Origin of the sequence: Microbacterium hydrocarbonoxydans (genome assembly GCF_011752045.1) — a bacterium.
Classification (GTDB): Bacteria; Actinomycetota; Actinomycetes; order Actinomycetales; family Microbacteriaceae; genus Microbacterium.
The window spans coordinates 352,243-378,425 of sequence record NZ_JAAKXW010000003.1; the positions used below are offsets into that span (position 1 = coordinate 352,243).

A 26,183-nucleotide genomic window follows, 5' to 3' on the forward strand; every position below is an offset into this window, starting at 1 on the left:
CAGAATCGGATGCTCGCACAGCGAATGAACTTAACTTCGAGGGCGCAAGCGCTTCCAGAATCGCATCGCATCACCCGCCCCGTACACCGGCGACGACCTGGTGCGGCCGGCCAGGCCGGCGGTGCAGCGCGGGCCAGCGCCCGCGGCATCCTGACCCCCTGTTCCCGGGCGCTCCGCAGGCGTACTCTCGCCTCAGAGGGAGTCAGGATGCCCGAGTCCGACAGCGTCTTCGCGGGGTCGATCCCCGAGAACTACGACCGCCGCATGGTGCCGCTCATCTTCGAGCCGTATGCGGCCGATCTCGCGCGTCGCGTCTCGGCCCTCTCCCCTCGGCGCGTGCTGGAGACGGCCGCCGGCACCGGCGTCGTCACCCGGATGCTGTGGCCGCAGCTCGGCCCCGATGCCGAGTACACCGCGACCGACCTCAACCCGCCGATGCTCGAGTACGCGGCATCCCTCCTCACCGATCCGCGCGTCCGCTGGCGAGCGGCCGACGCGCTCGACCTGCCGTTCCACGGCGCGACCTTCGACGTCGTGCTCTGCCAGTTCGGGGCGATGTTCTTCCCCGACCGCATCCGCGCGTTCGGTGAGGCGCTGCGCGTGCTCACCCCCGACGGCACGTTCCTGTTCAGCGTGTGGGACGCGATCGAGAAGAACGACTTCGCCGCCGTGATCACGGATGCTCTGGCGGCGATGTTCCCCGCCGATCCGCCCCGCTTCCTCGCCCGCACCCCGCATGGCTATCACGACATCGGACGGATCAGGCAGGACGTGGAAGCCGCCGGCTTCGGCACCGTCACCATCGAGACCGTCACCGCGCAGAGCGTCGCGCCCTCCGCACTCGAGGCCGCGACGGCCTACTGCCACGGCACCGTGCTGCGCACGGAGATCGAGGGGCGGGATGCCGGCGCCCTGAACGCCGCCACCTCACGGGCAGCGGCGGCCCTCGCGGCGAGGTTCGGCGACGGCGAGGTCCGCGGGCGGATCCAGGCGCACGTGGTCACCGCGTCCGCGTGACCGCCGCCCCGCTCCGCATCCGCTCGACGGCGGGCCGTACGCCCGGTGGCCGTGCGCCGTTGATGCACGCCTGCAGGAGCATCACGCGATCAGTTCGCGCGGATGCCGCTCGTACGCGCCGACCTCACCCGAGGGACCTCCCTCGTCGATGCGGACCGTGTGGCCGACCTGACGGGCGGCGGCCGCACTGCGGCCGACCCTGACGGCATCCGCCCGGCTCTCGAAGCTCATGCCCAGCGTCGTCGACTCCCCCTCGATGCGGTTGAACCAGATGCCGTTGCGGCGATACGTCTCGATGTCTCCAGCAGCCATGCGTGTTCCTTCCGTCCCCTCTTTCCTACGCCGGGCCACCGACACCGGGAACGGCCTTGACAGCCGCGGCGACGTCCGGCCACGCGCGCGGACGCGGCTACACCGTCGCCGCCAGGGCCAGCGTCGACAGCACCACCGTGAGCGGAGCCGCGATGGCGCCCAGGAGCATGTACCGACGCCAGCGGATCTCCACGCCCGCCGCGCTGAGGCGCTGGTGCCACAGCAGCGTGGCCAGCGACGCCCAGGGCGTGATGAGCGGCCCGGCGTTGACGCCGATGAGCAGCGCGGCCAGCCGGAGCGGAGACGCGGCCGAAGGCTCGAGCGCCAGGTACGCGGGCAGGTTGTCGATGGCGTTCGCGCCCACCATTCCCGTGAGCGCCAGCCGCAGCAGCGCGAGCGGCGACTCGCCCTCCCCCGACACCGCGGCGAGCAGAGCCCCGAACCCCACCGCGTGCAGAGCCTCGATGAACAGGAACAGCCCCGAGGCGAGCATGATCAGCTGCCAGGGCAGGAGGCCGAGCCGGAGCACGCCGCGACGGCGCACGAGGAACGTGACGCCGAGCACCGCCGCCGCTGCGAGCGCCGGCATCCACACCGGCAGTCCGGAGACGAGCAGCGGCACGAGGGCCGCGACGACGACCGCGCTCCAGCGGAACAGCACCGGATCGTCGACGCCGGCAGGCGCGCCCGTCTCATACCGCCCCAGGAGGCTGCGCCGATGGATCGCGAAGATGAGCGCCAGCGGCACGACGACCGCCACGGCGGCCGGAGCCGCCATCAGCCCCGCGAATGCGAGCGGGCTGGGCTCGCCCATCGCGTGCTGCGCGAGGAGGTTGGTGAGGTTCGAGACGGGGAGGAGCAGCGAGCCCGTGTTGGCGATCCACACCGTGGTCAGCGCGAACGGCAGCGGGTCGAGCCGGGCGTGCCGGGCGAGCACGACGACGATCGGGGTCAGCAGCACGGCCGTCGTGTCGAGCGACAGGAAGATCGTGCTCAGAGTCGCGAAGGCCGCGACGAGCAGCCACAGCGCCCAGGCCCTGCCTCGCCCCCAGCGCGCCGTCCGCTGCGCGATCACAGTGAACAGGCCGGCGGCCGCCGCGAGCTCCGTGACGACGGTGATCGCGAGCACGAACAGCAGGATCGGCCAGACGCGAACCCACAGTGCGGCCACGTCGGACAGCGGGAGGATGCCGGTCGCGGTCGCGACCGCACCGGCGGCGAGCAGCACGGCTCCGACGATCGCGGTGCGCATCCGATCTCCGTCTCGAGGCGAGTCGCCGGACCGGGCGCGCCCGGCGACCGTGCGAGCTTAGCCGGTGAACCGCGGTGCGGGCGATCGTCCGGCCGCCTCGGCTTCAACGCTTCAGCGCATAGAGTGGCAGAGCACGGCCGATCGGGGAGGAAGGACGCATCGTGACGGACAAGCGACCGACTCTCGCAGACGTCGCCCGCCTGGCAGGACTTTCGCCGACCGCGGTGTCGCTGATCCTGAACGGCAGACCGAACACCCGTCTCTCCCAGGATGCGCGAGACCGGGCGTTCAGTGCGGCGCAGGCGCTGGGCTATCGGCCCAACCTGTCCGCGCGCGCCCTCCGTGGCGACAAGACCCACACCATCGGGTTCATCTCCGACATGGTGACGACGACGCGCTTCGCCTCCGGACTGATCGAGGGCGCCATCGCTGCCGCCGAGGAGGCGGGTCATGTGGTCCTGGTCATGGAGACGAACGGCGATCCCCGGCGCCAGGCCGTCGCCGTCGAAGCCGTGCTCGATCGGCAGGCCGACGGCATCCTATTCGCCGCGATGCGCGCTCGGGAGGTGAGCCTGCCCGCCGTCCCGTCCGGCACCGAGGTGGTCATGCTCAACGCGACCAGCGCCGCGCACTCCCGGTCGGTGCTCCCCGACGAGGAGGCGGGCGGACGCGCCGCGGTGAACCTGCTCGTGGAAGCCGGCCACCGTGACGGCATCGCCCTGATCGGTCAGCGCGACCAGGTCAGCGCCGATCTCCTCCGCTCGATCGCCGTCAGCCGGCGCATGGCGGGGATCACGGCCGCGATGGGCGAACACGGGCTCGAGTTCGCCGACGAGGAGGCGATCTCCATCTGGGTGCCCGACCGGGGGTACACGGCGACCCAGGCGGTGCTCCAGCGCGGCAGGCCCGTGACCGCGCTGCTCTGCCTGAACGACCGCATCGCCTTCGGCGCGTACCAGGCCCTCGCCGACGCCGGCCTGTCGGTTCCCGGCGACATCTCGGTCGTCTCCTTCGACAACGACGAGCTCGCGTCATACCTGCGCCCGGGCCTGACCACGATCGGCCTGCCCCACGAGTCCATGGGCGCCGAGGCCGTGAAGATGCTGCTCGGTGCGGCGGGAGACGGCGAGCTGCTCGTGCCGATGCCGCCGATCGTGCGCGACTCGATCGCCGCCCCCGCGCGCTGACCGGCCGGACGGCGCCTCCGTCGCCCTCCTCTCCCGTCGTCCTCACCGGACCGGGGGATGCCGCGCGCAAGACCTGACCCCGGCGCCCGCAGGCAGGGCCGCCGACCTCCGACCGTGGGCGCTCACTTGACCTCCGGTGACGCATCGTGCATCATGCTAAATGGTTGTAGCACCCGTAAATCCGGGGAACCCGCTTCGACGCCATCGACCCGCGACGGCGTCATTTCAGCGCGCGTCTCCCCCATCCCGCACGACGAAGGAGTCACGATCATGCGATCACTGCACGCCGTTTCCGGACGATCCCGCAGCTGGCTGAAAGGCTCAGCACTCGCCCTCGGAACCGCCCTGCTTCTCACCGGCTGCTCAGGCGCCACCGACCCGTCCGCCCGGGTGGAGGCCGGCAGCGGCACCGGCACCATCACCGTGTGGGCGCTCGACGGCCAGTCCGCGGAGAACGAGGCGATCCAGAAGATCATGGACGACTTTGAGAAGTCGAACGGCGAGATCGAGATCGACATGCAGTTCATCCCCGCCGACCAGTTCACGACGGCGCTGCAGACCGCCACCGACGAGGAGCTGCCCGACGTCCTCGAGGTCGACGGGCCCCTCATCGCGAACTTCGCGTACCTCGACCGGATCGCCCCGATCGACGACTGGGTGTCGGCCGAGACCATCGACAACCAGACCGAGGCGATCAAGGGCCAGAACACGGTCGAAGGCGACCTGTACGCCGTCGGCATGATGAACTCGGGGCTGGCCATGTGGGGCAACAAGAAGCTCCTGGACGCCGCGGGCGTGACGATGCCCACCACCGCCGCCGACGCCTGGACGGCGGAGGAGTTCAGCGACGTGCTCGACAAGCTCGCGGCCGTCGACGCCGACGGCCGGCCGTTCGGCCTCGCGGAGAACAACGGCTTCTCCACCGAGTACGGCATCTACGCCTTCGCGCCCGTGCTGTGGTCGGCGGGCACGCCCCTGATCGACGACGGGAAGGCCGCAGGCGCACTCGACTCCGAGACCGCCGTGGAGGCCGTCGAGACCTGGGCCTCGTGGCGGGAGTTCACCGACCCCGACACCGACGGCGCGGCGTTCCAGTCAGGCCGCGTCGCGCTGAACTGGATGGGCAACTGGATGTACCCCGCGTACAAGGAGGCCCTCGGCGACGACCTCGTCGTCGGCCCGCTCCCCGACTTCGGCCAGGGCGCCAAGACCGGCTCCGGCACCATCGCCTGGAGCATGGGCGGCGCCACGAAGAACGCGACCGCCGCAGGCGCCCTGCTCGACTACCTCATGAGCGACGCCGTGGTCGAGGAGTACACCTCCGCCAACGGCGCTCCGCCGGCCACGCACTCGGCGCTCGGCTCCTCGGCCCTCTATGGCGAGGGCAAGCCCCTCTCGTACCTCACCGAGCAGCTCGACGCCGCCTGCCCCACCGAGGACAAGCTCGCCGCCGACTGCGTGGCCGTCTCGCGCCCCATCACCGCCGGCTACCCCGTGGTGACGGCCGAGTTCGGCAAGGCGCTCGCCGCGATCTGGGGCGGAGCGGATGCCGCCGAGTCGCTGAGCGCCGCCGCCAGGGCCATCGACCGCGACTTCGCCGACAACGACGAATACAAGTAATCGCCGGACCGGTGTGCTGAGCGGGCCGCCCGCTCAGCACACCCCCGCAAGAGGACTGATGATGACGCTCTCCGCACCACGATCACGCCGCGAAGCGCCGGGCGGCGCGCGGCGCCGCGTCCGGCGCCCCGGCAGCGGCGCCGGCCCCCTGATGGCCGCGCCCGGCCTGATCCTGCTCACGGCCTTCCTGGCGATCCCCTTCCTCGGGGCCGTCGTCATGTCGTTCTTCCGCATCCAGCTCGGCAACCCGCGACCGCCGCGATTCGTGGGGTTCGAGCAGTACGCGCGGCTCTTCCTCGACCCCGACATCAGCGCGACCTTCCTCCGGTCGCTGGGCAACAACTTCGCGTTCGCCGTCGTCGTCGTGCCCCTGCAGACGGCGCTCGCCCTCGGCCTCGCGATCCTCATCAACCGCAAGCTCCGCGGGATGACGGTGTTCCGCACGCTGTTCTTCATGCCGCTGGTGTTCCCGCTCGCGCTCGTCGCGGTGATCTGGCGCCTGATCTTCGCCCGTGACGAGAACGGGCTGCTCAACGGCTTCCTCGGCGCGATCAGCGGGGGAGCGATCGCGCCGCACGACTGGCTCGGCGACCCCTCGACGGCTCTCGCCGCGATCATCGTCATGTCGATCTGGCAGAGCGTGAGCTTCCAGATGATCATCCTGCTCGGCGCCCTCCAGGGCGTACCTGCCGAGCTCTACGAGGCGGCATCCATCGATCGCGCCGGCGGCTGGAGCCAGTTCATCCACGTGACCGTGCCCGGAGTGCGCAACACGCTGATCTTCGTGACGCTGCTGACCACGATCTTCGCCTTCCGACTGTTCGACCAGGTCTACCTCCTCGACAAGAGCGCGTCGATCAACATCGAGGCGACGCAGACGGTGATGTTCCAGGTCATCACCACCGGCTACGACCAGAACAACATCGGGCAGGGCGCGGCGATGGCCGTCGTCTTCCTCATCATCGTCGCCGCCATCGCACTCATCCAGCGACGGCTGATCCGTCAGGAAGGAGGGGTCGAGTGAGCATCGTCCGCAGCCGATCCCGCAGCATCACGACCCGTATCGTCGAGTACGCGCTCCTCGGCTTCTTCGCCCTGCTGTTCTTCGCCCCGATCTACTACCTCATCGTCGGCAGCCTCCGGCCGGGCGACCAGGTGCTCACCGGCGTGCGCGGGTTCTTCCCCACCGAGCTCTCCCTCGAGAACTACATCGACGTCTTCCGGCGCTTCTCGAACTCCACGACCGGCTACCTCGCGCAGTTCATCGCGGTCTCGGTGATCGTCACGGCGGTGGTCGTCGTCGGCGGGCTCCTCGTGAACTCCCTCGCGGGCTATGCCCTCGCCCGCATGCGGTGGAAGGGGCGCTCCTTCGTGCTCCTCCTCGTCACGGTGCTGACCATCATCCCCTTCGAGGCGGTCGCCCTCCCGCTGTACTACATGCTCAACGCCAGCAGGAACACGATCTACGTCCAGGCCCTTCCGTTCATCGCGAGCGCGTTCTCGATCTTCCTCTTCTACACGTTCTTCCTCGGCATCCCGCACGAGATCGAGGAGGCGGCGCGCCTCGACGGCGCCGGTCCCTTCCGAACCTTCTTCACGATCGTGGTCCCGATGAGCAAGCCGGCGTTCGCGACCGTCGCGATCCTCACGTTCCTCGCGCAATGGGGCTCCTATCTCTGGCCGGTCCTCATGGTGACCGACACCTCGGCACGCCCGCTGCCCCTCGAGCTGAGCGTGTTCCAGGCGGCGCAGCCGCCCGAGTGGGGCAGCGTCCTCGCGTTCGGGGTGATCTTCATCCTCCCCGTGCTCATCGTCTTCCTCATCTTCCAGCGCTGGTTCGTCGCCAGCATCGCCAGCTCCGCCGTCAAAGGCTGAAGGACACATCATGAACGACATCGAGGGCACCGTCCTGCCCGGATTCGAGCGGGTCGCCGAAGCGTTCGCCGCGACGACGGCCGGAGACGGCGGCTCTGCGCTGAGCATCCGCGTCAGCGGCGAGACCGTCGTCGACCTGTGGCACGGCCATGCCTCGGCGGACCCCGGGCGGCCGTGGACCGCCACGACCCCTGCCGTCATCTTCAGCGGCACGAAGGGCCTGGTCGCGATCCTCGTCGCGCGCCTCGTGGAGTCGGGCGCGCTGGACCTGGACGCCCCGGTCGCGCAGTACTGGCCCGAGTTCGCCGACGCGGGCAAGGCGGCGATCACCGTCCGCCAGCTCATGGCGCACCGCGCCGGTCTCGCCGCCCTGCGTGACGACATCGACCTCGCCGGGGCGCTGGACTGGACGACGATCACCGGCCTTCTCGCCGCCGAGCGCCCGCTGTGGGAGCCCGGCAGCGCCTACGGATATCACGCCCTCACGTACGGCTGGCTCGTCGGGGAGGTCATCCGCAGGGTCACCGGCACCCCGATCGGCCGCCGCTTCCACGACGAGATCGCGGGACCGCTGTCGGCGGACGCGTGGATCGGCATCCCCGCCGACCGCGAGCCCGAGGTCGCGCGACTGCTGCGAGGCCCCAGCATGGATGCGCCCCCGCCCGGCGGCTTCCCGTCGCTCGATCCCGAGCATGCACGCTGGATGGGACGGGCCATGACCCTCGGCGCGGCTTTCCCCGCCGACCTCGTCGTTCCGGGCGCTGGCTTCGACGACCCGCGTGTGCACAAGGCCGAAGTGCCGGGAGCCGGCGGCATCGGCACGGCGCACGCGCTCGCGACCATCTGGTCGGCGACCGTGCACACGACCGACGGCATCCGGCTCATCGGAGACGAGGTCGCGCACGACATGACCCGCGTGCAGAGCGAAGGCGAGCCGGTGTGGTGGCTCCCCGGGCCGTACCCCCGCTGGGGAACCGGCTTCATGATCTCCTCCGAGCGCCGTCCGTTCCTCACCCCGGATTCGTTCGGCCACGACGGAGCCGGCGGCCAGGTGACCTTCGCCGATCCGACGCACCGGGTGGGGTTCGCCTACGTGACGAACCGGATGGAGCTCCATTCGGATGACCGCGGAGACTCCATCGTCCGGGCGCTGGGCGACGTGCTGATCGCCGGCTGACGCTTCCCGCCCCTATCCCCACCCGATCGACCCGAGAGAAGACATGACGTTCGAGCTGCCCGACCGCTGGGTCTGGGACTGCTGGCTCGCCGACGACGGCGACCGCTTCCACCTCTACTACCTCAACGCCCCCCGCAGCCTTGGCGACCCCGGGCTCCGGCATCGCAACGCGATCGTCGGGCACGCCAGCTCCACCGACCTGCGCGCGTGGACCGTGCACGAGACCGCCCTCGAGCCGGGGCTCCCGGGCGACTTCGACGCCACCGCGACCTGGACCGGCTGCGTGGTGCGGCACGACCACGCATGGCGGATGTTCTACACGGGGTCCGTGTTCCTCGCCCCCGAGGCGCACACCAACATCGAGAGCATCGGCGCGGCGGATTCGGACGACCTGCACCGATGGTCAAAGACCTCTCGGTCTCGGGTGCGCGCCGACGCGCGATGGTACGAGACGCTCGGCGACGGCACCTGGCACGAGGAGGCCTGGCGCGACCCCTGGGTCTTCTTCGAAGACGGGCTGTGGCACATGCTCATCACCGCCAGGGCGAAACCCGCCGGCGACACCGGCGACCCTCGCGATGCCGGGGTGGTCGGGCACGCCACATCGGAAGACCTCGACGAGTGGACGATCCGGGAGCCGCTCAGTGCCCCTGGTTCCGGGTTCGCGCACCTCGAGGTGCTGCAGACCTTCGAGCTCGGCGGCCGACGATTCGTGCTCTTCTCCTGCGATCGCAGTCACCTCGCCGGCGGCCGATCCGAAGACCGCATCGGCGGCGTCTGGGTCGCACCGCGAGACCCGGCGACGGGGTGGTGCACCATCGAGGACGCTCGGCTGCTCCATGACGAGTCCCTGTACGCGGCGCGGCTTGTGCACGAGCGCGATGGCGGGCTCTCACTGATCGGCTTCCTGAACACCGAGGGGGACGGCGAATTCGGCAGCCGCATCTCCGACCCGATCCGGCTGGTGGCCGACGCCGACGGATGGCCGAGCACCGAGAACGGAGAGCACGACGCATGAGCATCGAGATCAAGGGAACAGCGGATGCCGGCTACGGCCGGGTGACCGACGCGTTCACCCGCGCGTTCGAGGGGCGCGAGGGCATGGGCGCTGCGCTGACGATCCTCGTCGACGGGAAGCCCGTCGTCGACGTCTGGGGCGGGCAGGCCGCGCCGGGCCGAGCGTGGACCGACGACACGGCATCCGTGATCTTCTCCTGCACGAAGGGGCTGATGTCCCTCCTGCTCGCGCAGTGCGTCGAGCGCGGAGAGCTCGGGTACGACGACCTCGTGGCCGAGCACTGGCCGGAGTACGCCCGCGGGGGCAAGGAGGGCACGCGCATCCGCCACCTCCTCGCGCACCGCGCCGGCGTCCCGGCGCTGCGTGAGCCGCTGTCCCGCGACGACCTGACGGACTTCGCCCGTGTCACCGCGGCGATCGAGCGGGCCGAGCCGTTCTGGGCGCCCGGCACGGCGTACGCCTATCATCCGATCACGCACGGCTGGCTGGTCGGCGAGATCGTCAGGCGCGTCACGGGTCTCTCAGTGCAGGACGCGTTCGCGCGCGCCCTGGCCGAGCCGCTGGGGGTCGACGCCTGGATCGGCATCCCCGAACACGTGGAGGAGCGTGTGGCGACCATGGCGATCGGGGCGAGTCTCGCCGACGCGACGGCTCGGCTTCTGGCCGACGAGAACCCCTGGCCGGCGCGAGGCATGACGCTGGGTGGGGCGCTGCCGGCAGCCCTCGTCGGTCCGGACGAGGGGTTCAACGACCCGGTGGTCCGTCGCGCGATCATCCCGGGTGCCGGCGGCATCGCGACCGCGCGCGCCCTGGCGACCATCTGGTCCGCCGCAGTGACGGAGACCGGCGGACGACGTCTGATCGGCGATGAGGTCCGCCGAGCGGCGACCTCGGTGCAGAGCGCCGGCGAGCCCTTCTTCCCCGCACCGGGGCCGTGGCCCGCCTGGGGCATGGGCTTCCAGCTCGATTCGGAGGCCCGCCGCTACGTCACCCCGCAGGGCTTCGGCCATGACGGTGCCGGCGGCCAGGTCGCCTTCGCCGAGCCGGAGGCGAAGGTCGGGTTCGCGTTCCTCACGAACGCCATGGAGGCCGGCGACGACCGGGCCACCGCGATCGTCGACGCCCTCCGGGACGTCCTCGGCTGACCGCGGAGCCGGCATCGGGCACGCCTGCGACGGAGCGAGCCCAGCCCCGAGACGCACGGCCGGCCCCCTCGGCATCCGCCGGTAGACTGATATCGCCCCGCTCGGCCCCTTCCTTAGGAGTGCGCGTGACCAACGCCCCCGAAGCCACCGCCCACAAGCACGTCCCCGACTCCGTCGAGAACGCGATCGCGACTCCGGAGAAGGAGCAGCCGTACGCGGCGCTCGGCCTCAAGGACGACGAGTACGCCCGCATCCGCGAGATCCTGGGCCGCCGCCCCACCTCCGGTGAGCTGGCCATGTACTCCGTCATGTGGTCGGAGCACTGCTCCTACAAGTCGTCGAAGAACTACCTGCGCCGGTTCGGCCAGAAGGTCTCCGACGAGATGAAGGAGCGCCTGATGGTCGGCATGGGCCAGAACGCGGGCGTCATCGACGTCGGCGAGGGCTGGGCCGTCACCTTCAAGGCCGAGTCGCACAACCACCCCTCCTTCATCGAGCCGTTCCAGGGCGCGGCCACCGGCGTCGGCGGCATCGTCCGCGACATCATCTCGATGGGCGCCCGCCCGGTCGCCGTGATGGATGCTCTCCGCTTCGGCGCGATCGACCACCCCGACACGGCCCGCGTCGTGCACGGCGTCACCAGCGGCATCAGCTTCTACGGCAACTGCCTGGGCCTGCCGAACATCGGCGGCGAGACGGTCTTCGACTCCGTCTACCAGGCCAACCCGCTCGTCAACGCCCTCGCCGTGGGCGTGCTCCGCCACGAGGACCTCAAGCTCGCGAACGCCACCGGCGTCGGCAACAAGGTCGTGCTCTTCGGCGCCCGCACCGGCGGCGACGGCATCGGCGGAGCATCCATCCTCGCCTCCGACACGTTCGCCGACGGCGGCCCGACAAAGCGCCCCGCGGTGCAGGTCGGCGACCCGTTCGCCGAGAAGGTGCTCATCGAGTGCTGTCTCGAGCTCTACCGTGGCGAGCTCGTCGAGGCCATCCAGGACCTCGGCGCCGCCGGCATCTCCTGCGCGACGAGCGAGCTCGCCGCGAACGGCAACTCGGGCATGCACGTCTCGCTCGACAACGTGCTGCTGCGCGACCCCACCCTGACCGCTGAGGAGATCCTCATGTCGGAGTCGCAGGAGCGCATGATGGCGATCGTCGCGCCCGAGAAGCTCGACGCGTTCCTCGAGGTCGTCAAGAAGTGGGACGTCGAGACCTCCGTGCTCGGCGAGGTCACCGGCGACGGCCGCCTCATCATCGACTGGCAGGGCGAGCGCATCGTCGACGTCGACCCGTCGACGGTCGCGGTCGACGGCCCCGTCTACGACCGCCCGGTCGCATACCCGACGTGGATCGACGCGCTGCAGGCGGATGCCGCCGAGCTGCTGCCCCGCACCGACGACCCGGCCGAGCTGCGGGAGCAGTTCCTGAACCTCGTCGCGTCGCCGAACCTCGCCGACACCCGCTGGATCACCAACCAGTACGACTACTACGTGCTCGGCAACACCGCCCTGGCCTTCCCCGACGACGCCGGCATGATCCGCGTCGACGAGGAGTCGGGCCTCGGCTTCGCGATCGCGACCGACGCGAACGGCCGCTACTGCCAGCTCGACCCGTACGCGGGTGCGCAGCTCGCCCTCGCCGAGGCGTACCGCAACGTCGCCGTCACCGGCGCCGTGCCCACCGCCATCACCGACTGCCTGAACTTCGGCTCCCCGGAGAACCCCGAGGTCATGTGGCAGTTCGGCCAGACGGTCGACGGCCTCGCCGACGGATGCTTCGACCTGGGCACCCCGGTCACCGGCGGCAACGTCTCGTTCTACAACCAGACCGGCGACGTGCCGATCCACCCGACCCCGTTGGTCGGCGTGCTCGGCATCATCGACGACGTCTCCCGTCGCATCCCCTCCGGCTGGCAGGACGAGGGCCAGAACATCTACCTTCTCGGCACCACGTCGACCGAGCTCTCCGGCTCGGCCTGGGCCGATGTCGTGCACGACCACCTCGGCGGCCTGCCCCCGAAGGTCGACCTCGCGGGCGAGAAGCGCCTCGCGGGCCTGCTCTCCGCGGCACGCGACGAGTGGCTGATCTCCTCGGCCCACGACCTGTCGACCGGCGGCCTCGCGCAGGCCCTCGCCGAGGGCGTCATGCGCTTCGGCGTCGGCGCCCGCGTCTGGCTGAACGAGATCATCGAGCGCGACGGCGTCGACGCGGCATCCGCTCTGTTCTCCGAGTCGACCGGTCGCGTCATCGTGACCGTGCCCCGCGAGGACGACGTGAAGTTCCGCGGACTCTGCGGGGGTCGCGGCTACCCGGTGCTGCGCATCGGCGTGACCGACAGTGAGCCGCAGCTCGAGGTGCAGGACGTCTTCACGGTGTCCGTCGAGGAGCTCCGCGAGCGCTCCCAGGCCACCCTGCCCGCCGCCTTCGGCCCGACCGTCGCGGAGCCGGTCGCCTGACCGGTCGTTGAGCGAGCGAAGCGAGCCGAAACGCATGAGCGAAGACACCGACTACGGCGATCTCGACGTCCGCAGGAACCGCCGCATCCGCATCGTCGCCTGGACCGTCATCATCGCGCTGATCCTCGGCGGTGGCGGGGCGACGGTGCTGACGCTGATCCTCGGCTGAGGCCCCGGCCTCGACGACCGCCACATACCGGTCGTTGAGCGAGCGAAGCGAGACGAAACGCCCCGCACCGAACACGGCCTGAAAGCTGCACACACCTCACCGCGTTTCGTCTCGGTCGCTTCGCTCCCTCGCTCAACGACCGCCGGCGGCCCGCCGTCCAGCATCCGTTCACCCCGCCGTCACCGGCCGGTCCCCGGGGAGTCACGGGGATGCCGGGGCGCGCGAGTTGACTCGCGGCATGAGATCACTCCCCCGCGCTCTCGCGGCCGCCACCGTCGTCGCGACGGCAGCCACGCTGCTGCTCGCCGCCCCGGCACAGGCCGCCCAGACCACCCCCACCTCGAAGATGCACGCGTTCGAGCCGACGCTCGTCGCCTGGGCCGAGCTGTCGGCCGACTTCCTCGCCGAAGGCCCGGCATCCGGCGCCCAGGCCTCCCCGGGCAACGGCCGCCAGGGACCCTGGGACGGCCAGGTCATCCCCGGTTTCTCGGCCGTGATCGACAACGGCGACGGCACCTTCTGGGCGCAGCCCGACAACGGCTTCGGCGCCAAGGGCAACTCGGCCGACTTCCTGCTGCGCAGCTACCTCGTGCGCCCCGACTGGCAGACCGCCGAGGGCGGCTCCGGCGAGATCGCGATCGAGCGGTTCATCTCGTACAACGACCGCAACGGCGTGCTCGACTTCCCGATCGTGAACGACGGCACCGAGGAGCGCCTGCTCACCGGCGCCGACTTCGACATCGAGTCCGTCGTCCGCGCGAAGGACGGCTCGTTCTGGGTCGGCGAGGAGTTCGGACCGTTCCTGCTGCACTTCGACGCCGAGGGCACGCTGCTCGAGAAGCCGTTCTCCCTCGACGGCGTGAAGTCGCCGCAGAACCCGTACCTGCAGCCCGGTGAGACCCCGACGCTGCGCTCGAGCCGCGGCTTCGAAGCCCTCGCGATCTCGAAGAACGGCCGCTACCTCTACCCGATCGTCGAGGGCGCCCTCGCGGACGACCCCGACCTCCGTCGCCGCGAGATCCTCGAGTTCGACACCAAGGCCGGCGCCTACACCGGACGCACCTGGGACTACCAGACCGACCAGGAGCCGAACGTCATCGGCGACGCCTTCACGGTGAAGAACGACGTGCTGCTCGTCGTCGAGCGCGACGACTTCGAGGGCGACCAGTCGGTCACCAAGCGCATCTACGAGATCGACCTGAAGAGGACGGATGCCGAGGGCTACGTCGAAAAGACCCTCGTCTTCGACGCGCTCCGCATCGCCAACCCCGACGGTCTCAGCGCCGGCAACGGATACGGCACCGGCGAGGTCTGGTCACTGCCCGTGCAGTCGCTGGAGACGATCGTGCAGCTGAAGAACGGCGACCTGCTCATCGCCAACGACAACAACTACCCGGGCAACGACGCGCGCGTCACCGGCACCCCCGACGACACCGAGTTCGCGGTCATCGACCTCGACCGGAAGAAGGTGGAGCCCGAGCAGGTGACCGTCATCGGCCACCGCGGTGCGAGCGGCTACCGCCCGGAGCACACCCTCGCCTCCTACGAGCAGGCGATCATCCAGTGCGCCGACTACATCGAGCCCGACGTCGTCTCCACGAAGGACGGCGTTCTCGTCGCCCGTCACGAGAACGAGATCAGCGGCACGACCGACGTGGCCGCGCGCCCCGAGTTCGCCGGCCGGAAGACGACGAAGACGATCGACGGCGTGAAGGTCACGGGCTGGTTCACCGAGGACTTCACCTTCGCCGAGCTCCGCACCCTGCGCGCCAAGGAGCGCCTGCCGCAGACCCGTCCGGCGAACACCGCGTTCGACGGCCTCTACGTCATCCCGACGCTCGACGAGGTCATCGACCTCGCCCGCCACTCGGTGAGCTGCGACGGCCGCCAGGTCGGCGTGTACCCCGAGACGAAGCACCCCTCGTACTTCGACTCGATCGGCCTCTCGCTGGAGGAGCCGCTGGTCGCCGCCCTGCAGACGAACGGCGTCGACTCGGCCGAGGCACCCGTGATCGTGCAGAGCTTCGAGGTCTCGAACCTGCAGGAGCTCAACGGCCTCACGAACGTGCGCCTCGCCCAGCTGATCAGCTCGTCGGGACGCCCGTACGACTTCACCCTCGCCGGTGATCCGCGGAAGTACTCCGACCTCGTCACCCCCGATGGGCTGGCCGAGATCACGGCGTACGCCGACGGCATCGGCGCCGAGAAGTCGGTGCTCATCCCGCGCACGCCCGACGGACGGCTGGGATCCCCGTCGCCGGTGATCGCGGATGCTCACGCCGCAGGACTCGACGTGCACGGCTGGACGTTCCGCCTGGAGAACCAGTTCCTGCCCGCCGAGTTCCGCTCCTCGGCCGACCCGATCGCACCCGGCGACCTCGCCGGCGAGATCCAGGTCTTCCTGGACGCGGGCATGGACGGCATCTTCAGCGACCAGCCCGACATCGCGGCGACCGTCGGCTGATTCCGTCGCGCGGCCCGAGTGCCCGGCATCCGATTCGCGCGGATGCCGGGCACTCCTGTATGCGGGCAGGCGTCACCCGGCACCGTTCCGCCCTCTCCGCCTCGTCCCCCGGTCGCACCTGCATGTCCAGATGACGGATGCAGGTCGAGAACTGGCCTTCTCGACCTGCATCCGTCATCTGAGCATCCATCTGTGCCGAGCCGATCACCCTGTGCCGAGCCGATCACCCTGTGCCGAGCCGATCACGGGGCCCCCGCAGAGTCCGGTCGCTGTCGCGGACCGGACAGGGTTCACCTCGCGTGCCGGAGCGCGTACCCTCGGGCAGGGAACGCGCACGTGACGGAGGCACCATGACCATCCAGCCCATCGACGTGGCACGCGACGAGGACATCGAGGGATACCTCCTGGGCTCCCCGGTGAGCGTCATGCGGGAGTACATCACGACGCCGGGGCGAGGGCCGCGGCTGCACCGGCATCCGTACGCCGAGACGTTCGTGATCCGTCGCGGCCGCGCGCTGTTCACGGTCGGCGAGGAGCAGGTCGTCGGTGCGGGCGGGCAGATCCTCGTCGTCCCCGCCCTCGTGCAGCACCGGTTCGAGGTGCTCGACGGCGGTACCTACGAGGCCACCCACATCCACGCGAACGACCGCTTCGTCACGGAGTGGCTCGAGTAGCGGCCGTTCCGGTCGCACTTCCGCACAGTCCGTCGCGCGACGACCGTGCCAGAGTGCGACCGGAGCGGGGAGGCCGGATGCCCGCGCGCACCGGATCCGGGTCAGGCCACCATCCCGTGCCAGATCACGTCGATGGCGGCACGCAGCCGCTCGGCGACTCCGGGGTCGGACATCCGCTCGCCGCGCACGACGATCTGATAGTACGCGGCGCCGGCGATCGCATCGAAGCACGCCTCGACGTCGAGGTCGGGGCGCAGCTCGCCGCGCTGGATGCCCTTCCGCAGCGCGTTGATCAGCGGTGCGCGCCGCCGCGACACGTGCGAGCGCCAGTACGCCTTCTGCAGCGCCCGGTCGGCCATCACCAGGCGGATGCGCTGCCGGAACCGCTCCTCGGAGAACCCGGGTGCCGACGGGGCGATGCCGTCGTCCCCGAGGCCCATCCCCTCGAACAGCGCCTCACGGAGGTCCTGGTCGTCGGGGTGTTCGGGCGGCACGGTGCGGCCGACGTCGAGGGCCTGAGCGATGAGCGTCGTCAGCGACGGCCAGCGGCGGTACAGCGCCGCCCTGCTCACCCCGCTGCGATCGACGACCCGGCCGACGGTGACATCCTCCCCGGCGTCGATGATCGCCAGCGTCGCCTGCAGGATCTGCCCGTCGATCTCCTCGTCGCGCGGACGGCCGGGGCGGCGGCGCACCGCTGCCCCGGCATCCGCCGACGTCCCGGCCTCCGTCGTCATCGTCACGCGGCGACCGCTCGCTGACGCAGCCGGGCGATCGTGTCTGCGGAGAGACCGGCCGCGTGCAGCGGCGCGAGCGCGTCTCCGTGCCGCTCGCGGAGGGTGTCGAGCAGCATCCGCATCGAGACCTCCATCGAGCCCTCCAGCAGCGAGGAGGACTTCTCGAGCGCCGAGGCGTCGAAGCCGAGCGCCTTCCACATGGCGCCCATCACCGGTGCGGTGCGCCGCATGATCGCGACCATGTTCTCGCCGGTGCGGGCGTAGTCGGCGACGATGTCGTCGTCGGCGGCGCCCAGGGCGAGCAGCAGCATCGCGGCGAGCACGCCGGTGCGGTCGCGTCCGGCTGCGCAGTGGAACGCCGCGGCACCTGGCGTGTACGCGATGACGTTCAGTGCGGTGACCAGCTGCGGGGCGGCGACCTCGACCATGCGCAGGTACATCAGGCCCATGCCCTCGTGTCCGAGCGCCGGACCGTCGTCCTCCATGGACCGCGCGACGTCGGCGATCAGCGGCAGGTGGTGGTACGCGATCGGATGCTCGCCGAGCGGGCCGCGTCCGGTCAGCGAGACCTCGAGCGGCGACCGGAGGTCGATGATCGCGGTGAGCCCGTCGGCGACGAGCTGATCCGCCACCTCGGCGGGCACATAGGCGAGGTCGTCGGTGCGGATCGCGAGGCCGTCGCGGAGCACGCCGCCGGCGATCGGGATGCCGCCGAGGTCGCGCAGGTTCACCGGGGCGCTGAGCACGAGCTCGGTGTCGATGATCGTCATGTGATTCTCCTTCGGATGAGGGCGCTGCCCTGGTCGATCGCCGTGACCAGCACGATGATGCAGATGATGATGGCGCTGAGGTGCCCGTAGTCGTACATGCGCATCGCGGTGGTCAGCTCGAGGCCGATGCCGCCGGCGCCGACGAGACCGAGGATGGTCGCGCCGCGCACGTTCCCCTCGAACAGCAGCAGGGTGTACGAGGTGAGCAGGGGCGCGGCCTGCGGCAGGATGCCGTACTGGATGACCTGCCGCTTCGACGCGCCGACCGCCTCCATGGCGACGACGGGCCCGCGGTCGACCTGCTCCATGGCCTCGGCGAAGATCTTGCCGATGGACCCGATCGAGCCGAGGGTCATCGCGAGGATGCCGGCGAACGGACCGAGACCGACGGCCGACACGAACATCAGGGCGAAGACGAGATCGGGCACCGAGCGGATGATGTTCATCACCCAGCGGGTCGGGTAGTACACCCACCTCGGCGCGATGTTCGACGAAGCGCCGAAGGCGACGAGCAGCGACAGCACGGCGCCGAGCACGGTGCCGACGATCGCCATCTGGAAGGTCTCCAGGAGCAGCGCGAGGATGGTGCCGATCTTCGAGAAGTCGGGCGGGAACAGGCGGGAGAGGAACTCGCCCATGTTCACGGTGCCCTCGCCGAGCTTGACGAAGTCGAACCCGGCGCCGTCGAACGACCAGATCAGCAGCAGCGCCGCGACCGGCAGGCCGAGCAGGAAGCGGGCGCGGGGCACGCGGAACGCGCTCTCGAGCCGGTGCCGATCGGCGGTGCCGAGCGCGGGGCGGGTTGTCGTGCGCGATTCACTCGTGAGCGTCATCGCCGTGCTCCTCGTCGTCGTAGAGCGGCGCGAGGGCCGCGGCATCCAGCTGGGAGGTGGCGCCGGCGACGAGCATCCGTCCCTGGCGCAGGCCGATGATGCGGTCGCTGTGCGCGAGCGCGAGCGGCAGCACGTGCAGGCTGACGAGCACCGGAATGCCGTCTTCGGTGGCGATCTCGCGGAGCAGCTCCAGCACCGAGTCGGCGAGCTTCGGGTCGAGGGAGGCGACCGGCTCGTCGGCGAGGATCACCTTTGGCTGCTGCATGAGCGCCCTGGCGATCGCGACGCGCTGCTGCTGCCCGCCCGAAAGCGAGCGCGCGGGCGCCGTGGCCTTGTGCGCGATGCCGACCCGGTCGAGGAGCTCGAGCGCCCGCCGCCGATGCGCGCTCGAGAATCCGCCCACGAGGTTGATCGGTCCCGCGTCATGCAGAGCGCCGGTGAGCACGTTCGTCAGCACGCTGAGCCGCGGGATGAGGTTGAACTGCTGGAACACCTGGCCGACGTCGGAGCGCAGGGTGCGCAGCTCTCCGCGGGCGAGGTTGGTGACGTCGTGGCCGGCGACCCGCACGGAGCCTGCGGAGATCGGCGCGAAACCGGTGAGGCTGCGCATCAGCGTCGACTTGCCCGAGCCGGAGGCGCCGAGCAGTGCCACCATCTCGCCGGGGAACAGGTCGAGGTCGACGCCGTCGAGCACGGTCGTGGTGTCGTACGCGACGCGGAGATCGCGCACGGTGACCAGGGGAAGCGCCTGGCGCAGCTCGGCGGTGGAGGTGCGGGGCTCCGGGGCGGCGGGGGCGGATGCCGCGGCATCCGCCCCCGTTTCGACTCCTCGCTGCGCTCGTCGCTCAACGACCGGTGGCTTCGTCACTTGAGGTCCTTGAGCTCGACGCCCGCGACCGCCGCGATCTCGGCGAAGGAGGCGTAGACGTCGGCATCCGGCTCGACGATCTGCTCGAGGGCGGCGAAGGAGCCCATGGCGCCGAGCCGCTCGGCGTTCTCCGGCGAGAACACCGCGGCGATGCCCTCCTCGATGACCTTGCGGGTGTCGTCGTCGAGCGACTGGCGTCCGAGCACGGTGCCCTGGACGGACATCGACGGGCTCTCGCCGATCCCGCGCCACTCGCCGTCGGCGAAGGGGAACATCGGCGCGCCGAGCTCGGTGAGCATGATCGCGGTGCACGCGGCATCCACCTGGCCCTGCTCGAGCGCCGCGAAGCTGCCCTCGTGGCCGCCGGCGAAGATCGCCTCGTAGTCCTCGCCCTGCTCGAGCCCGGCCTCGTGCAGCATGTACACGGGCATGAAGTAGCCCGAGCTGGAGGCCTGATCGGCGAACGCCACCGTCTTGCCCCTGAAGTCCTCGAGGGTCTGGATCGGGGAGTCGTTCAGCACCACGCAGGTGGAGACGGGCTTGTCGTCGCCGCCGAACGCGACGAGCGGATCGACCTCGCCGGTGTTGACGGCGAGCGCGGACGGGAAGCCGCTCATGATGCCGATGTCGACGTGGTCGGCGCGGATCGCCTCGACGACGCTGAGATAGTCGGGCACGTCGGTGACCTCGACCTCGCGGCCGGTGGCCTCCTCGAAGAGCTCGGCGAACACCTCGATCGGGTTCTCGGCGGTGGGGTCCTCGCCGACGGGGAGTGTGGCGATGGTGATGGGGGCGTCCGGGTCGGACGGGGTGGCTTCGGCAGCGGGGCTCTGGCAGCCGGTGAGGGCGAGGGCGCCGACGCTGAGGAGGCCGACGGCGGGCAGGGTGAGGCGACGCATGATGACCTTTCGGGAGGTGATGTTCCCGACATTTCGAGAACATCGGTATTCCAACTCGCGAAGGTGACCGGCAATTACGAGACCGCCGTACTCCGAAAGGAACGCTGCGTGAACGGACGGTGTCGGATGCCGCGCGTACAGTGCCGACATGACCGCCGATGCCCGTGCCCTGCTCTCCGTACTCCGGGCGGATGCCGCGGCACGCGTCGCCTCGACCGCGGCCGCACTCGAGCAGCTCGCGCACGACCGGGAAGGCTCGAACGACGACGACGAGCACGATCCGGAGGGCGTCACCCTGTCGTCGGAGTGGTCGCGCCTGACCGGGCTCGCCGAGGCGGCGGCATCCGAGCTCCGGCAGGTCGATGAGGCGCTCGCCCGGCTGGATGCCGGCACCTACGGTGTCTGCGCCGGCTGCGGGCAGCCGATCGCGGCCGCCCGGCTGGAGGTGCGCCCGTTCGCGACGCACTGCGTGGCCTGCGCGGAGACGCTCGGGCGCTGACCCCGCAGAACCGCGCGGTACATTCGAACAATGCGACCCGAACGCGCAGTCACCCTGCAGGACATCGCCGACCGTCTCGGCGTGTCCCGCTCGACCGCGTCGTTCGCGATCACCGGCCGCGGCCGGGTCTCCGAGGAGATGCGGCGCCGTGTGCGCGAGGTCGCCGACGAGCTCGGCTATCGCCCGAACAGCGTCGCCCGCCACCTGAAGGGCTCCCGCACCGGGATGCTCGCCCTGCGCCTCCCCCCGGACAGCACGGCGATGTCGTACTACATGGAGGCGACGTTCGGCATCGTCGAGGAGGCGAACGACGCCGGCATGACCGTCATCATGCTGCCCACCGAGCAGGGTCCCGGCGGTGCCGACCAGCTCCCCGCCGACGCCGTCATCCTGCTCGACCCCGATCTCAACGACCCGGTCGTGCACACGCTGCTCGCCGGACGCCTTCCCGTGATCACCGGCGAGCCGGTGCCGCCCGGGCTCCCCGAGCCGCGCGCCTCGGTGACCAGCGAGCATGACCCCGCGGTGCGCGAGCTCATGGATCACCTCCTCGAGCGCGGCATCCGCCGCCCCGCCATGCTGTCCCCCGAGCTCCGCGGGCACTGGGCGCTGACCGTGCGCGACGCGTTCGAGTCGTGGTGCGCCGAGCACGGCATCCGTCCGCGCTTCTCCGAGGTGGAGCATCCGGCGCCGCCCGAGGTCATCCACGCCGCGGTCGCCGAGCTCGTCGCGGAAGACGACGACGATCCCGTCGACGCGATCGTCGCGGTGTCCGACGGCACCGTGCTCAGCGTCGTCACCAGCGCGCAGCAGCTCGGCCGCCGGGTCGGCGAGGACCTCCTCGTCGCCGCGCTCGTCGATTCCGAGGTGCTCTCCCTCACGCAGCCGTCGATCACCGCGATCGACCTGCATCCGCGCGAGTTCGGCCGCCGCTGCGTGCGCGCGGCCCTCGCGGTGCTGGAAGCGGATGCCGCCGGCACGAGCGCGCACGTCCACGAGGTCGTGCCGGTCACGGTGCAGCGGCGCGACTCCACCCGCGGCACGGGCTGACCCGGTTCCGCTGCCGCCTTCCGCTCCCTGCTCCGGCGAGGTGCGCCCTCCTGCCGCGCCGCCACCGAAAGGCGACCACAACGCGCACCTCGCTCCGCGAGCCGCGCGCGAGGCCACCCGCGAAAACCGCTCTTGCGCTTGCTTTATCGATATTGCTACCCTGTGATCACCCGATCCGCCGACCCCGGCGAGCGACGACGATGTCGCGACGCCCTCCAGGAGCACCCATGTCACCGTCCGACGAATCCCTGGCCGCCCCGACCGAGCTCACCGCCCAGGTCACCGAAGGCCGCTTCAAGCGCGTCCTCGGCGTTCCGTCGCTGGTGCTGTTCGGCCTCGTCTACATGGTGCCGCTCACCGCGTTCACCACGTACGGCATCGTCACCGAGCTCACCGGCGGCCGCGTCGCCGCGACGTACATCATCACGCTCGCCGTGATGCTGTTCACCGCACGCTCGTACGCGCGCATGTCGGTCGCCTATCCGTACTCGGGTTCGGCCTACGTGTACACGCAGCAGTCCTTCGGCGGCGCCATCGGCTTCCTCGCCGGCTGGTCGCTGCTGCTCGACTACCTGTTCCTGCCGATGATCAACTACCTCATCATCGGGCTGTACCTGGGCAGCGTGTTCCCCACGGTGCCCACCTGGGTCTGGGTCGTCGGCGCCATCGCCCTCGTGACGGTGCTCAACGTCATCGGCATCGTCTCCGTGGCCCGCGCGAACTTCGTCATCATCGCGGTGCAGACCGTCTTCATCGCCTGCTTCGTCGTCTTCGCCTCCGCGGCGGCCGCCGGCAACGCCGTCGACCCGCTCGCTCCCTTCGCGGGCGACGGCACGGTCGACAGCATCCTCCCGGTCTTCCAGGGCGCCGCGATCCTGTGCCTCTCGTTCCTCGGCTTCGACTCGGTCTCCACCCTCGCCGAGGAGGCCAAGGACTCCCGCCGCACAGTCCCTCGCGCGATCATGATCGTCACGATCGGCGCCGGACTGCTGTTCGTCCTGCTCACCTACCTCGCGCAGGTCGCCTACCCGTCGAACGCGTTCGAGTCGGCCGACACCGCGAGCATCGAGGTCGTCGCCTCCCTCGGCCAGGAGTGGCTGTCCGTCCTCTTCCTCTCCGGCTTCATCGCCGGTGGACTCGGCTCCGCGCTCACCTCGCAGGCCTCGGTCGCCCGCATCCTGTTCGCGATGGGACGCGACGGAGTGCTGCCGCGCTCGCTGTTCGGCCACCTCAGCAAGCGCTTCGGCACTCCGGTGGTCCCGACCCTCATCGTGTCGGCCGTCTCGCTCTCCGCGCTCTTCGCCGACCTGCTGACGATCTCCAACATGATCAGCTTCGGCGCCCTCATCGCGTTCTCCTGCGTGAACCTGTCGACGATCAAGCACCACTTCGTCGACCGCGGCGAGCGCAGCGGGTGGGATGCCGTGAACAACCTGGTCCTGCCCGGCATCGGCTTCGGCCTCACCGTGTGGCTGTGGACGAACCTCAGCGGCATGACCTTCGTGATCGGCCTCTCCTGGATGGCGGCGGGCTTCATCCTGCTGCTCATCGTGACCCGCGGCTTCCGCCGTCCCACCCCCACCCTCGATCTGAAGGAATGATCTTGGTCGACACCATCGTCGTCGGCGCCCGCGTGCGCTCGCTCGCTCCCGAGACCGACGAGGCGGCGGATGCCGTCGCCATCACCGCCGGGCGCATCACGGCCGTCGGTCCGCGCGCCGAGATCCTGCCGCTGGCCGGGCCGGACACCGAGCTGATCACGCATCCCGGAGCGACGATCGTGCCCGGGCTCGTCGACGCGCACAGCCACCCCGTCTACAGCCTCGGCATCGTCCGCGGGCTGTCCCTGACCGGCGTGCACACGTACGCCGAGCTGGTCGCGGCACTCGAAGCCGGCCGCGACCAGCAGTCGGATCAGGAGTGGTTCCTCGCCTGGGGTCTCGACCCGACCGCGTTCGAGGGTCGCCCGATCGGCAACGCCGCGCTGCACGAGGTGCTCGGCCCCGACCGTCCGGCGTACATCAAGATGTTCGACGCGCACTCGGGCATCGCCTCGGCATCCGCCCTCGCCCGCGCCGGGATCGACGCGCCGGTGACGCACGCCGACGGGTCGGGCGCAGCCGGCGACGCCGACGGGAACCTCACCGGTCACCTCATCGAGTTCCCGACCATGGAGATCGTCGAGAAGGTGATGCCCGCTCTCGGGTTCGACGACCGGGTCGCGCAGCTGCGCGGTCTGCTGTCGGACATGGCCGCCGTCGGCATCACCGCCGCGCACGTCATGGACCTGCAGGATGCCGACGCCCTCGACCTGCTCGCCGCGATCGAGGCTGACGGGGAGCTGCCGGTGCGCCTGCGGATCTCGCCGTGGGTGACCCCGGAGACGACGGACGCCGAGGTCGCCGCGCTCGTCGCGATGCAGGGCCGCGGCGGACGCCGGTACCGCGTGGAGGGCGTGAAGTTCTTCATCGACGGCACGGTCGAGGGCGGAACCGCCTGGCTCTCCCGCCCGGACTCGGAGGGCGAGGGCCTGTCGTCGGCCTGGGCGCCCGCCGAGGCGTACGCCGAGCGGGTGCGGCACTTCCACCGTGAGGGCGTGCCCACCGCGACGCACGCGATCGGCGAGCGCGGCATCCGCTTCGTCGCCGAGACGCTCGCCGCCCTGCCGCCGTCGGGGGTTCCGCACCGGATCGAGCACATCGAGTCGGTGGAGGACGACGTGATCGCCCTCATCGGACGCAGCGGGATCATGGCCAGCATGCAGCCGACGCACTGCACGCACCACGTGCGCGCCGACGGCACGGACGACTGGTCCCGCCGTCTGGGCAGCGAGCGGGCGGGTCGCGCCTGGCGCACGGCCGACGTGCGGCGCAGCGGCGCGACCCTCGCTCTCGGCTCGGACTGGCCGGTCGCGGCGTTCGATCCGTGGGAGATCATGGCGGATGCTCAGGGCCGCCGGCACCTCGCGGTACCGGGGTCGGAGGCGGTCGGTCCGGAGCAGGCGCTGACCGCGATCGAGGCCCTCCAGGGCTACACGACCCACGCGCACCGCTCGGTCGCCTCCGACGGAGGGCGGCTGGTGCCCGGCGCTGCGGCGGACCTCGTCGTGGTCGACCGCGACCCGCTCGGCGCCTCGCCCGAGGAGCTCCTCGGCACCCGCGTGCTGCTCACCCTCGTCGACGGGGTGCCCACCCACCGCGCCTGACCGGCATCCGCTCCCGGAGCGTCCTGACTCCTGTTCCGGTCGCACTTCGGCACAGTCCGCGACGTGACGACTGTGCCGAAGTTCGACCGGAGCGGGGCCGACGGGCTCAACGACGCGACGGGTCAGTCGTCGATGTCGGCGGAGACGAGGGTCAGGTCGGAGGCGAGGTCGATGTCGGCGTCGCCTCCGCGGTCGAAGCGGATGCTCACCTCGTACGCGACGCCCTGATCTCCCCTGCTGGAGACCGAGTCGATCGCGCCGCCGGACACGCCTTCGGCCTCGGCGGCCGCGAAGGCCGCTTCGATGATCGCGTCGAGCTGCGCCAGGTCGAGCGCGGGGTCGGAGCGCGGGTCGTCCTGACCGGGCTCGGGTGTCGCCGTGCCGTCGGCCGTCACGAAGACATCGACCTCCTGGCCGTCCCCGAGGAGCACCTCGACCTCGTAGCCGGCATCCTCCACGTCGATCGAGGTCACGCCGGTGCCGTCAGCGGCCGCGAGCGCGGCCTCAGCGGCATCACGCAGCGATGCCGCGTCGGAGGCGGGTGCGGGACCTGCCGCCTGCCCGCCGGGCGCCTCGCCGCGGCGGTCCTCGTCACCGCGCCGGTCGTCGTCGCGGTCATCCCGGTCGTCATGGTCGTCATCGTGCGGGCCCGGTGCGCCTTCGCCGGAGATGCCGGGCCGGTCATCATCGTCGTCCCCGACGTTCGCGCCGACCGCATAGGCGCCGCCGCCGACGGCGACGAGGGCGACCGCCGCAGCCGCGCCGATGAGGATGTTCCGACGGCGCCTCTTCTTCGCCGCCTGCTCGTCGACGGACGCAGCGGGAGCCACGGGCTCCCCGGCCGGCGCAGGGCCCGGCGCGGCATCCGACGGCGCCGGGGTCGTGTCGAATCGCTGGGTCTCGGCGTTCGGGTCGGGCTGAGGGGTGTTCTGCTCGCTGTTCATGCTTCCAGCCTG

Annotated in this window: 24 protein-coding genes; 16 read left to right on the forward strand and 8 right to left on the reverse strand. The window is 70.8% G+C overall.

From position 1 onward, the window contains the following. Positions 1-207 precede the first annotated feature (207 nt). Positions 208-1,017, forward strand: a complete 810-nt coding sequence (locus tag G6G98_RS12690) for a class I SAM-dependent methyltransferase (RefSeq protein WP_164234097.1) — start codon at positions 208-210, stop codon at positions 1,015-1,017. Positions 1,018-1,098: 81 nt separating this feature from the next. On the opposite strand, the gene G6G98_RS12695 is transcribed toward G6G98_RS12690, so the two are convergent. Continuing rightward, positions 1,099-1,329: a hypothetical protein gene (locus G6G98_RS12695; protein ID WP_067356589.1), complete on the reverse strand. Its 231-nt coding sequence runs from the start codon at positions 1,327-1,329 to the stop codon at positions 1,099-1,101. A gap of 97 nt (positions 1,330-1,426) precedes the next feature. Next, on the reverse strand, positions 1,427-2,581 hold the full coding sequence (locus tag G6G98_RS12700) for an SLC13 family permease (RefSeq protein WP_164234096.1): 1,155 nt from the start codon (positions 2,579-2,581) through the stop codon (positions 1,427-1,429). A 161-nt stretch (positions 2,582-2,742) separates the two neighbouring features. Here G6G98_RS12700 and G6G98_RS12705 point away from each other — a divergent pair, with 161 nt between their 5' ends. The 11 genes from G6G98_RS12705 (at position 2,743) to G6G98_RS12750 (ending at position 16,366) form a co-directional block, all read left to right on the forward strand. Continuing rightward, entirely contained in the window at positions 2,743-3,768 is a 1,026-nt protein-coding gene (locus G6G98_RS12705) for a LacI family DNA-binding transcriptional regulator (RefSeq protein ID WP_164234095.1), read from the forward strand. Between the two features lie 270 nt (positions 3,769-4,038). Continuing rightward, positions 4,039-5,388 carry an ABC transporter substrate-binding protein gene (locus G6G98_RS12710; protein WP_164234094.1) on the forward strand — a complete coding sequence of 450 codons (1,350 nt, stop codon included), beginning with the start codon at positions 4,039-4,041 and terminating at the stop codon, positions 5,386-5,388. Positions 5,389-5,449: 61 nt separating this feature from the next. Continuing rightward, a complete protein-coding gene (locus G6G98_RS12715; protein ID WP_243842120.1) occupies positions 5,450-6,412 on the forward strand; it encodes a carbohydrate ABC transporter permease in 963 nt (320 codons plus the stop codon). Beyond that, entirely contained in the window at positions 6,409-7,263 is an 855-nt protein-coding gene (locus G6G98_RS12720; protein WP_164234093.1) for a carbohydrate ABC transporter permease, read from the forward strand. The genes G6G98_RS12715 and G6G98_RS12720 overlap by 4 nt, the downstream gene beginning before the upstream one ends. A gap of 10 nt (positions 7,264-7,273) precedes the next feature. Continuing rightward, positions 7,274-8,440: a serine hydrolase domain-containing protein gene (locus G6G98_RS12725; RefSeq protein ID WP_164234092.1), complete on the forward strand. Its 1,167-nt coding sequence runs from the start codon at positions 7,274-7,276 to the stop codon at positions 8,438-8,440. A 43-nt stretch (positions 8,441-8,483) separates the two neighbouring features. Continuing rightward, positions 8,484-9,458 carry a glycosyl hydrolase family 32 gene (locus G6G98_RS12730; RefSeq protein ID WP_164234091.1) on the forward strand — a complete coding sequence of 325 codons (975 nt, stop codon included), beginning with the start codon at positions 8,484-8,486 and terminating at the stop codon, positions 9,456-9,458. Beyond that, positions 9,455-10,603, forward strand: coding sequence for a serine hydrolase domain-containing protein (locus G6G98_RS12735; protein WP_067356615.1), 1,149 nt, complete (start codon positions 9,455-9,457; stop codon positions 10,601-10,603). The genes G6G98_RS12730 and G6G98_RS12735 overlap by 4 nt, the downstream gene beginning before the upstream one ends. Positions 10,604-10,728: 125 nt before the next feature. Next, entirely contained in the window at positions 10,729-13,059 is a 2,331-nt protein-coding gene (gene purL, locus G6G98_RS12740) for a phosphoribosylformylglycinamidine synthase subunit PurL (RefSeq protein WP_164234090.1), read from the forward strand. Positions 13,060-13,093: 34 nt separating this feature from the next. Continuing rightward, complete coding sequence (locus G6G98_RS17235; protein ID WP_279587594.1) at positions 13,094-13,228, forward strand: hypothetical protein; 135 nt, start codon at positions 13,094-13,096, stop codon at positions 13,226-13,228. A gap of 238 nt (positions 13,229-13,466) precedes the next feature. Then, positions 13,467-15,692: an esterase-like activity of phytase family protein gene (locus G6G98_RS12745; protein ID WP_164234089.1), complete on the forward strand. Its 2,226-nt coding sequence runs from the start codon at positions 13,467-13,469 to the stop codon at positions 15,690-15,692. 350 nt (positions 15,693-16,042) lie between these two features. Then, entirely contained in the window at positions 16,043-16,366 is a 324-nt protein-coding gene (locus G6G98_RS12750) for a cupin domain-containing protein (protein WP_208321489.1), read from the forward strand. A gap of 101 nt (positions 16,367-16,467) precedes the next feature. Here the strand turns inward: G6G98_RS12750 and G6G98_RS12755 are convergent, their stop codons facing one another. The 5 genes from G6G98_RS12755 to phnD are packed head-to-tail and all read right to left on the reverse strand — an operon-like array spanning position 16,468 to position 20,473. Further along, positions 16,468-17,103: a TetR/AcrR family transcriptional regulator gene (locus G6G98_RS12755; protein WP_067357282.1), complete on the reverse strand. Its 636-nt coding sequence runs from the start codon at positions 17,101-17,103 to the stop codon at positions 16,468-16,470. A 2-nt stretch (positions 17,104-17,105) separates the two neighbouring features. After that, positions 17,106-17,873 (reverse strand): tyrosine-protein phosphatase, encoded by a 768-nt coding sequence (locus G6G98_RS12760; protein ID WP_067356625.1) that lies wholly within the window; start codon positions 17,871-17,873, stop codon positions 17,106-17,108. Beyond that, positions 17,870-18,706 carry a phosphonate ABC transporter, permease protein PhnE gene (gene phnE / locus G6G98_RS12765; protein ID WP_067356628.1) on the reverse strand — a complete coding sequence of 279 codons (837 nt, stop codon included), beginning with the start codon at positions 18,704-18,706 and terminating at the stop codon, positions 17,870-17,872. Before phnE ends, G6G98_RS12760 begins: the two co-directional genes overlap by 4 nt. After that, on the reverse strand, positions 18,690-19,574 hold the full coding sequence (gene phnC / locus G6G98_RS12770) for a phosphonate ABC transporter ATP-binding protein (protein WP_243842121.1): 885 nt from the start codon (positions 19,572-19,574) through the stop codon (positions 18,690-18,692). Before phnC ends, phnE begins: the two co-directional genes overlap by 17 nt. After that, on the reverse strand, positions 19,571-20,473 hold the full coding sequence (phnD, locus tag G6G98_RS12775; RefSeq protein ID WP_164234088.1) for a phosphate/phosphite/phosphonate ABC transporter substrate-binding protein: 903 nt from the start codon (positions 20,471-20,473) through the stop codon (positions 19,571-19,573). The genes phnC and phnD overlap by 4 nt, the downstream gene beginning before the upstream one ends. 148 nt (positions 20,474-20,621) lie before the next feature. Between phnD and G6G98_RS12780 the strand changes: the two genes are divergently transcribed. The 4 genes from G6G98_RS12780 (at position 20,622) to G6G98_RS12795 (ending at position 25,227) form a co-directional block, all read left to right on the forward strand. After that, entirely contained in the window at positions 20,622-20,972 is a 351-nt protein-coding gene (locus G6G98_RS12780) for a TraR/DksA family transcriptional regulator (RefSeq protein ID WP_164234087.1), read from the forward strand. A gap of 30 nt (positions 20,973-21,002) precedes the next feature. Next, entirely contained in the window at positions 21,003-22,022 is a 1,020-nt protein-coding gene (locus G6G98_RS12785; RefSeq protein ID WP_164234086.1) for a LacI family DNA-binding transcriptional regulator, read from the forward strand. Positions 22,023-22,249: 227 nt separating this feature from the next. Then, entirely contained in the window at positions 22,250-23,623 is a 1,374-nt protein-coding gene (locus G6G98_RS12790; protein WP_164234085.1) for an APC family permease, read from the forward strand. Positions 23,624-23,625: 2 nt separating this feature from the next. Then, positions 23,626-25,227, forward strand: coding sequence for an amidohydrolase (locus G6G98_RS12795; protein WP_164234084.1), 1,602 nt, complete (start codon positions 23,626-23,628; stop codon positions 25,225-25,227). Between the two features lie 122 nt (positions 25,228-25,349). Here the strand turns inward: G6G98_RS12795 and G6G98_RS12800 are convergent, their stop codons facing one another. Then, on the reverse strand, positions 25,350-26,171 hold the full coding sequence (locus tag G6G98_RS12800; RefSeq protein ID WP_164234083.1) for a hypothetical protein: 822 nt from the start codon (positions 26,169-26,171) through the stop codon (positions 25,350-25,352). Positions 26,172-26,183: the final 12 nt, after the last annotated feature.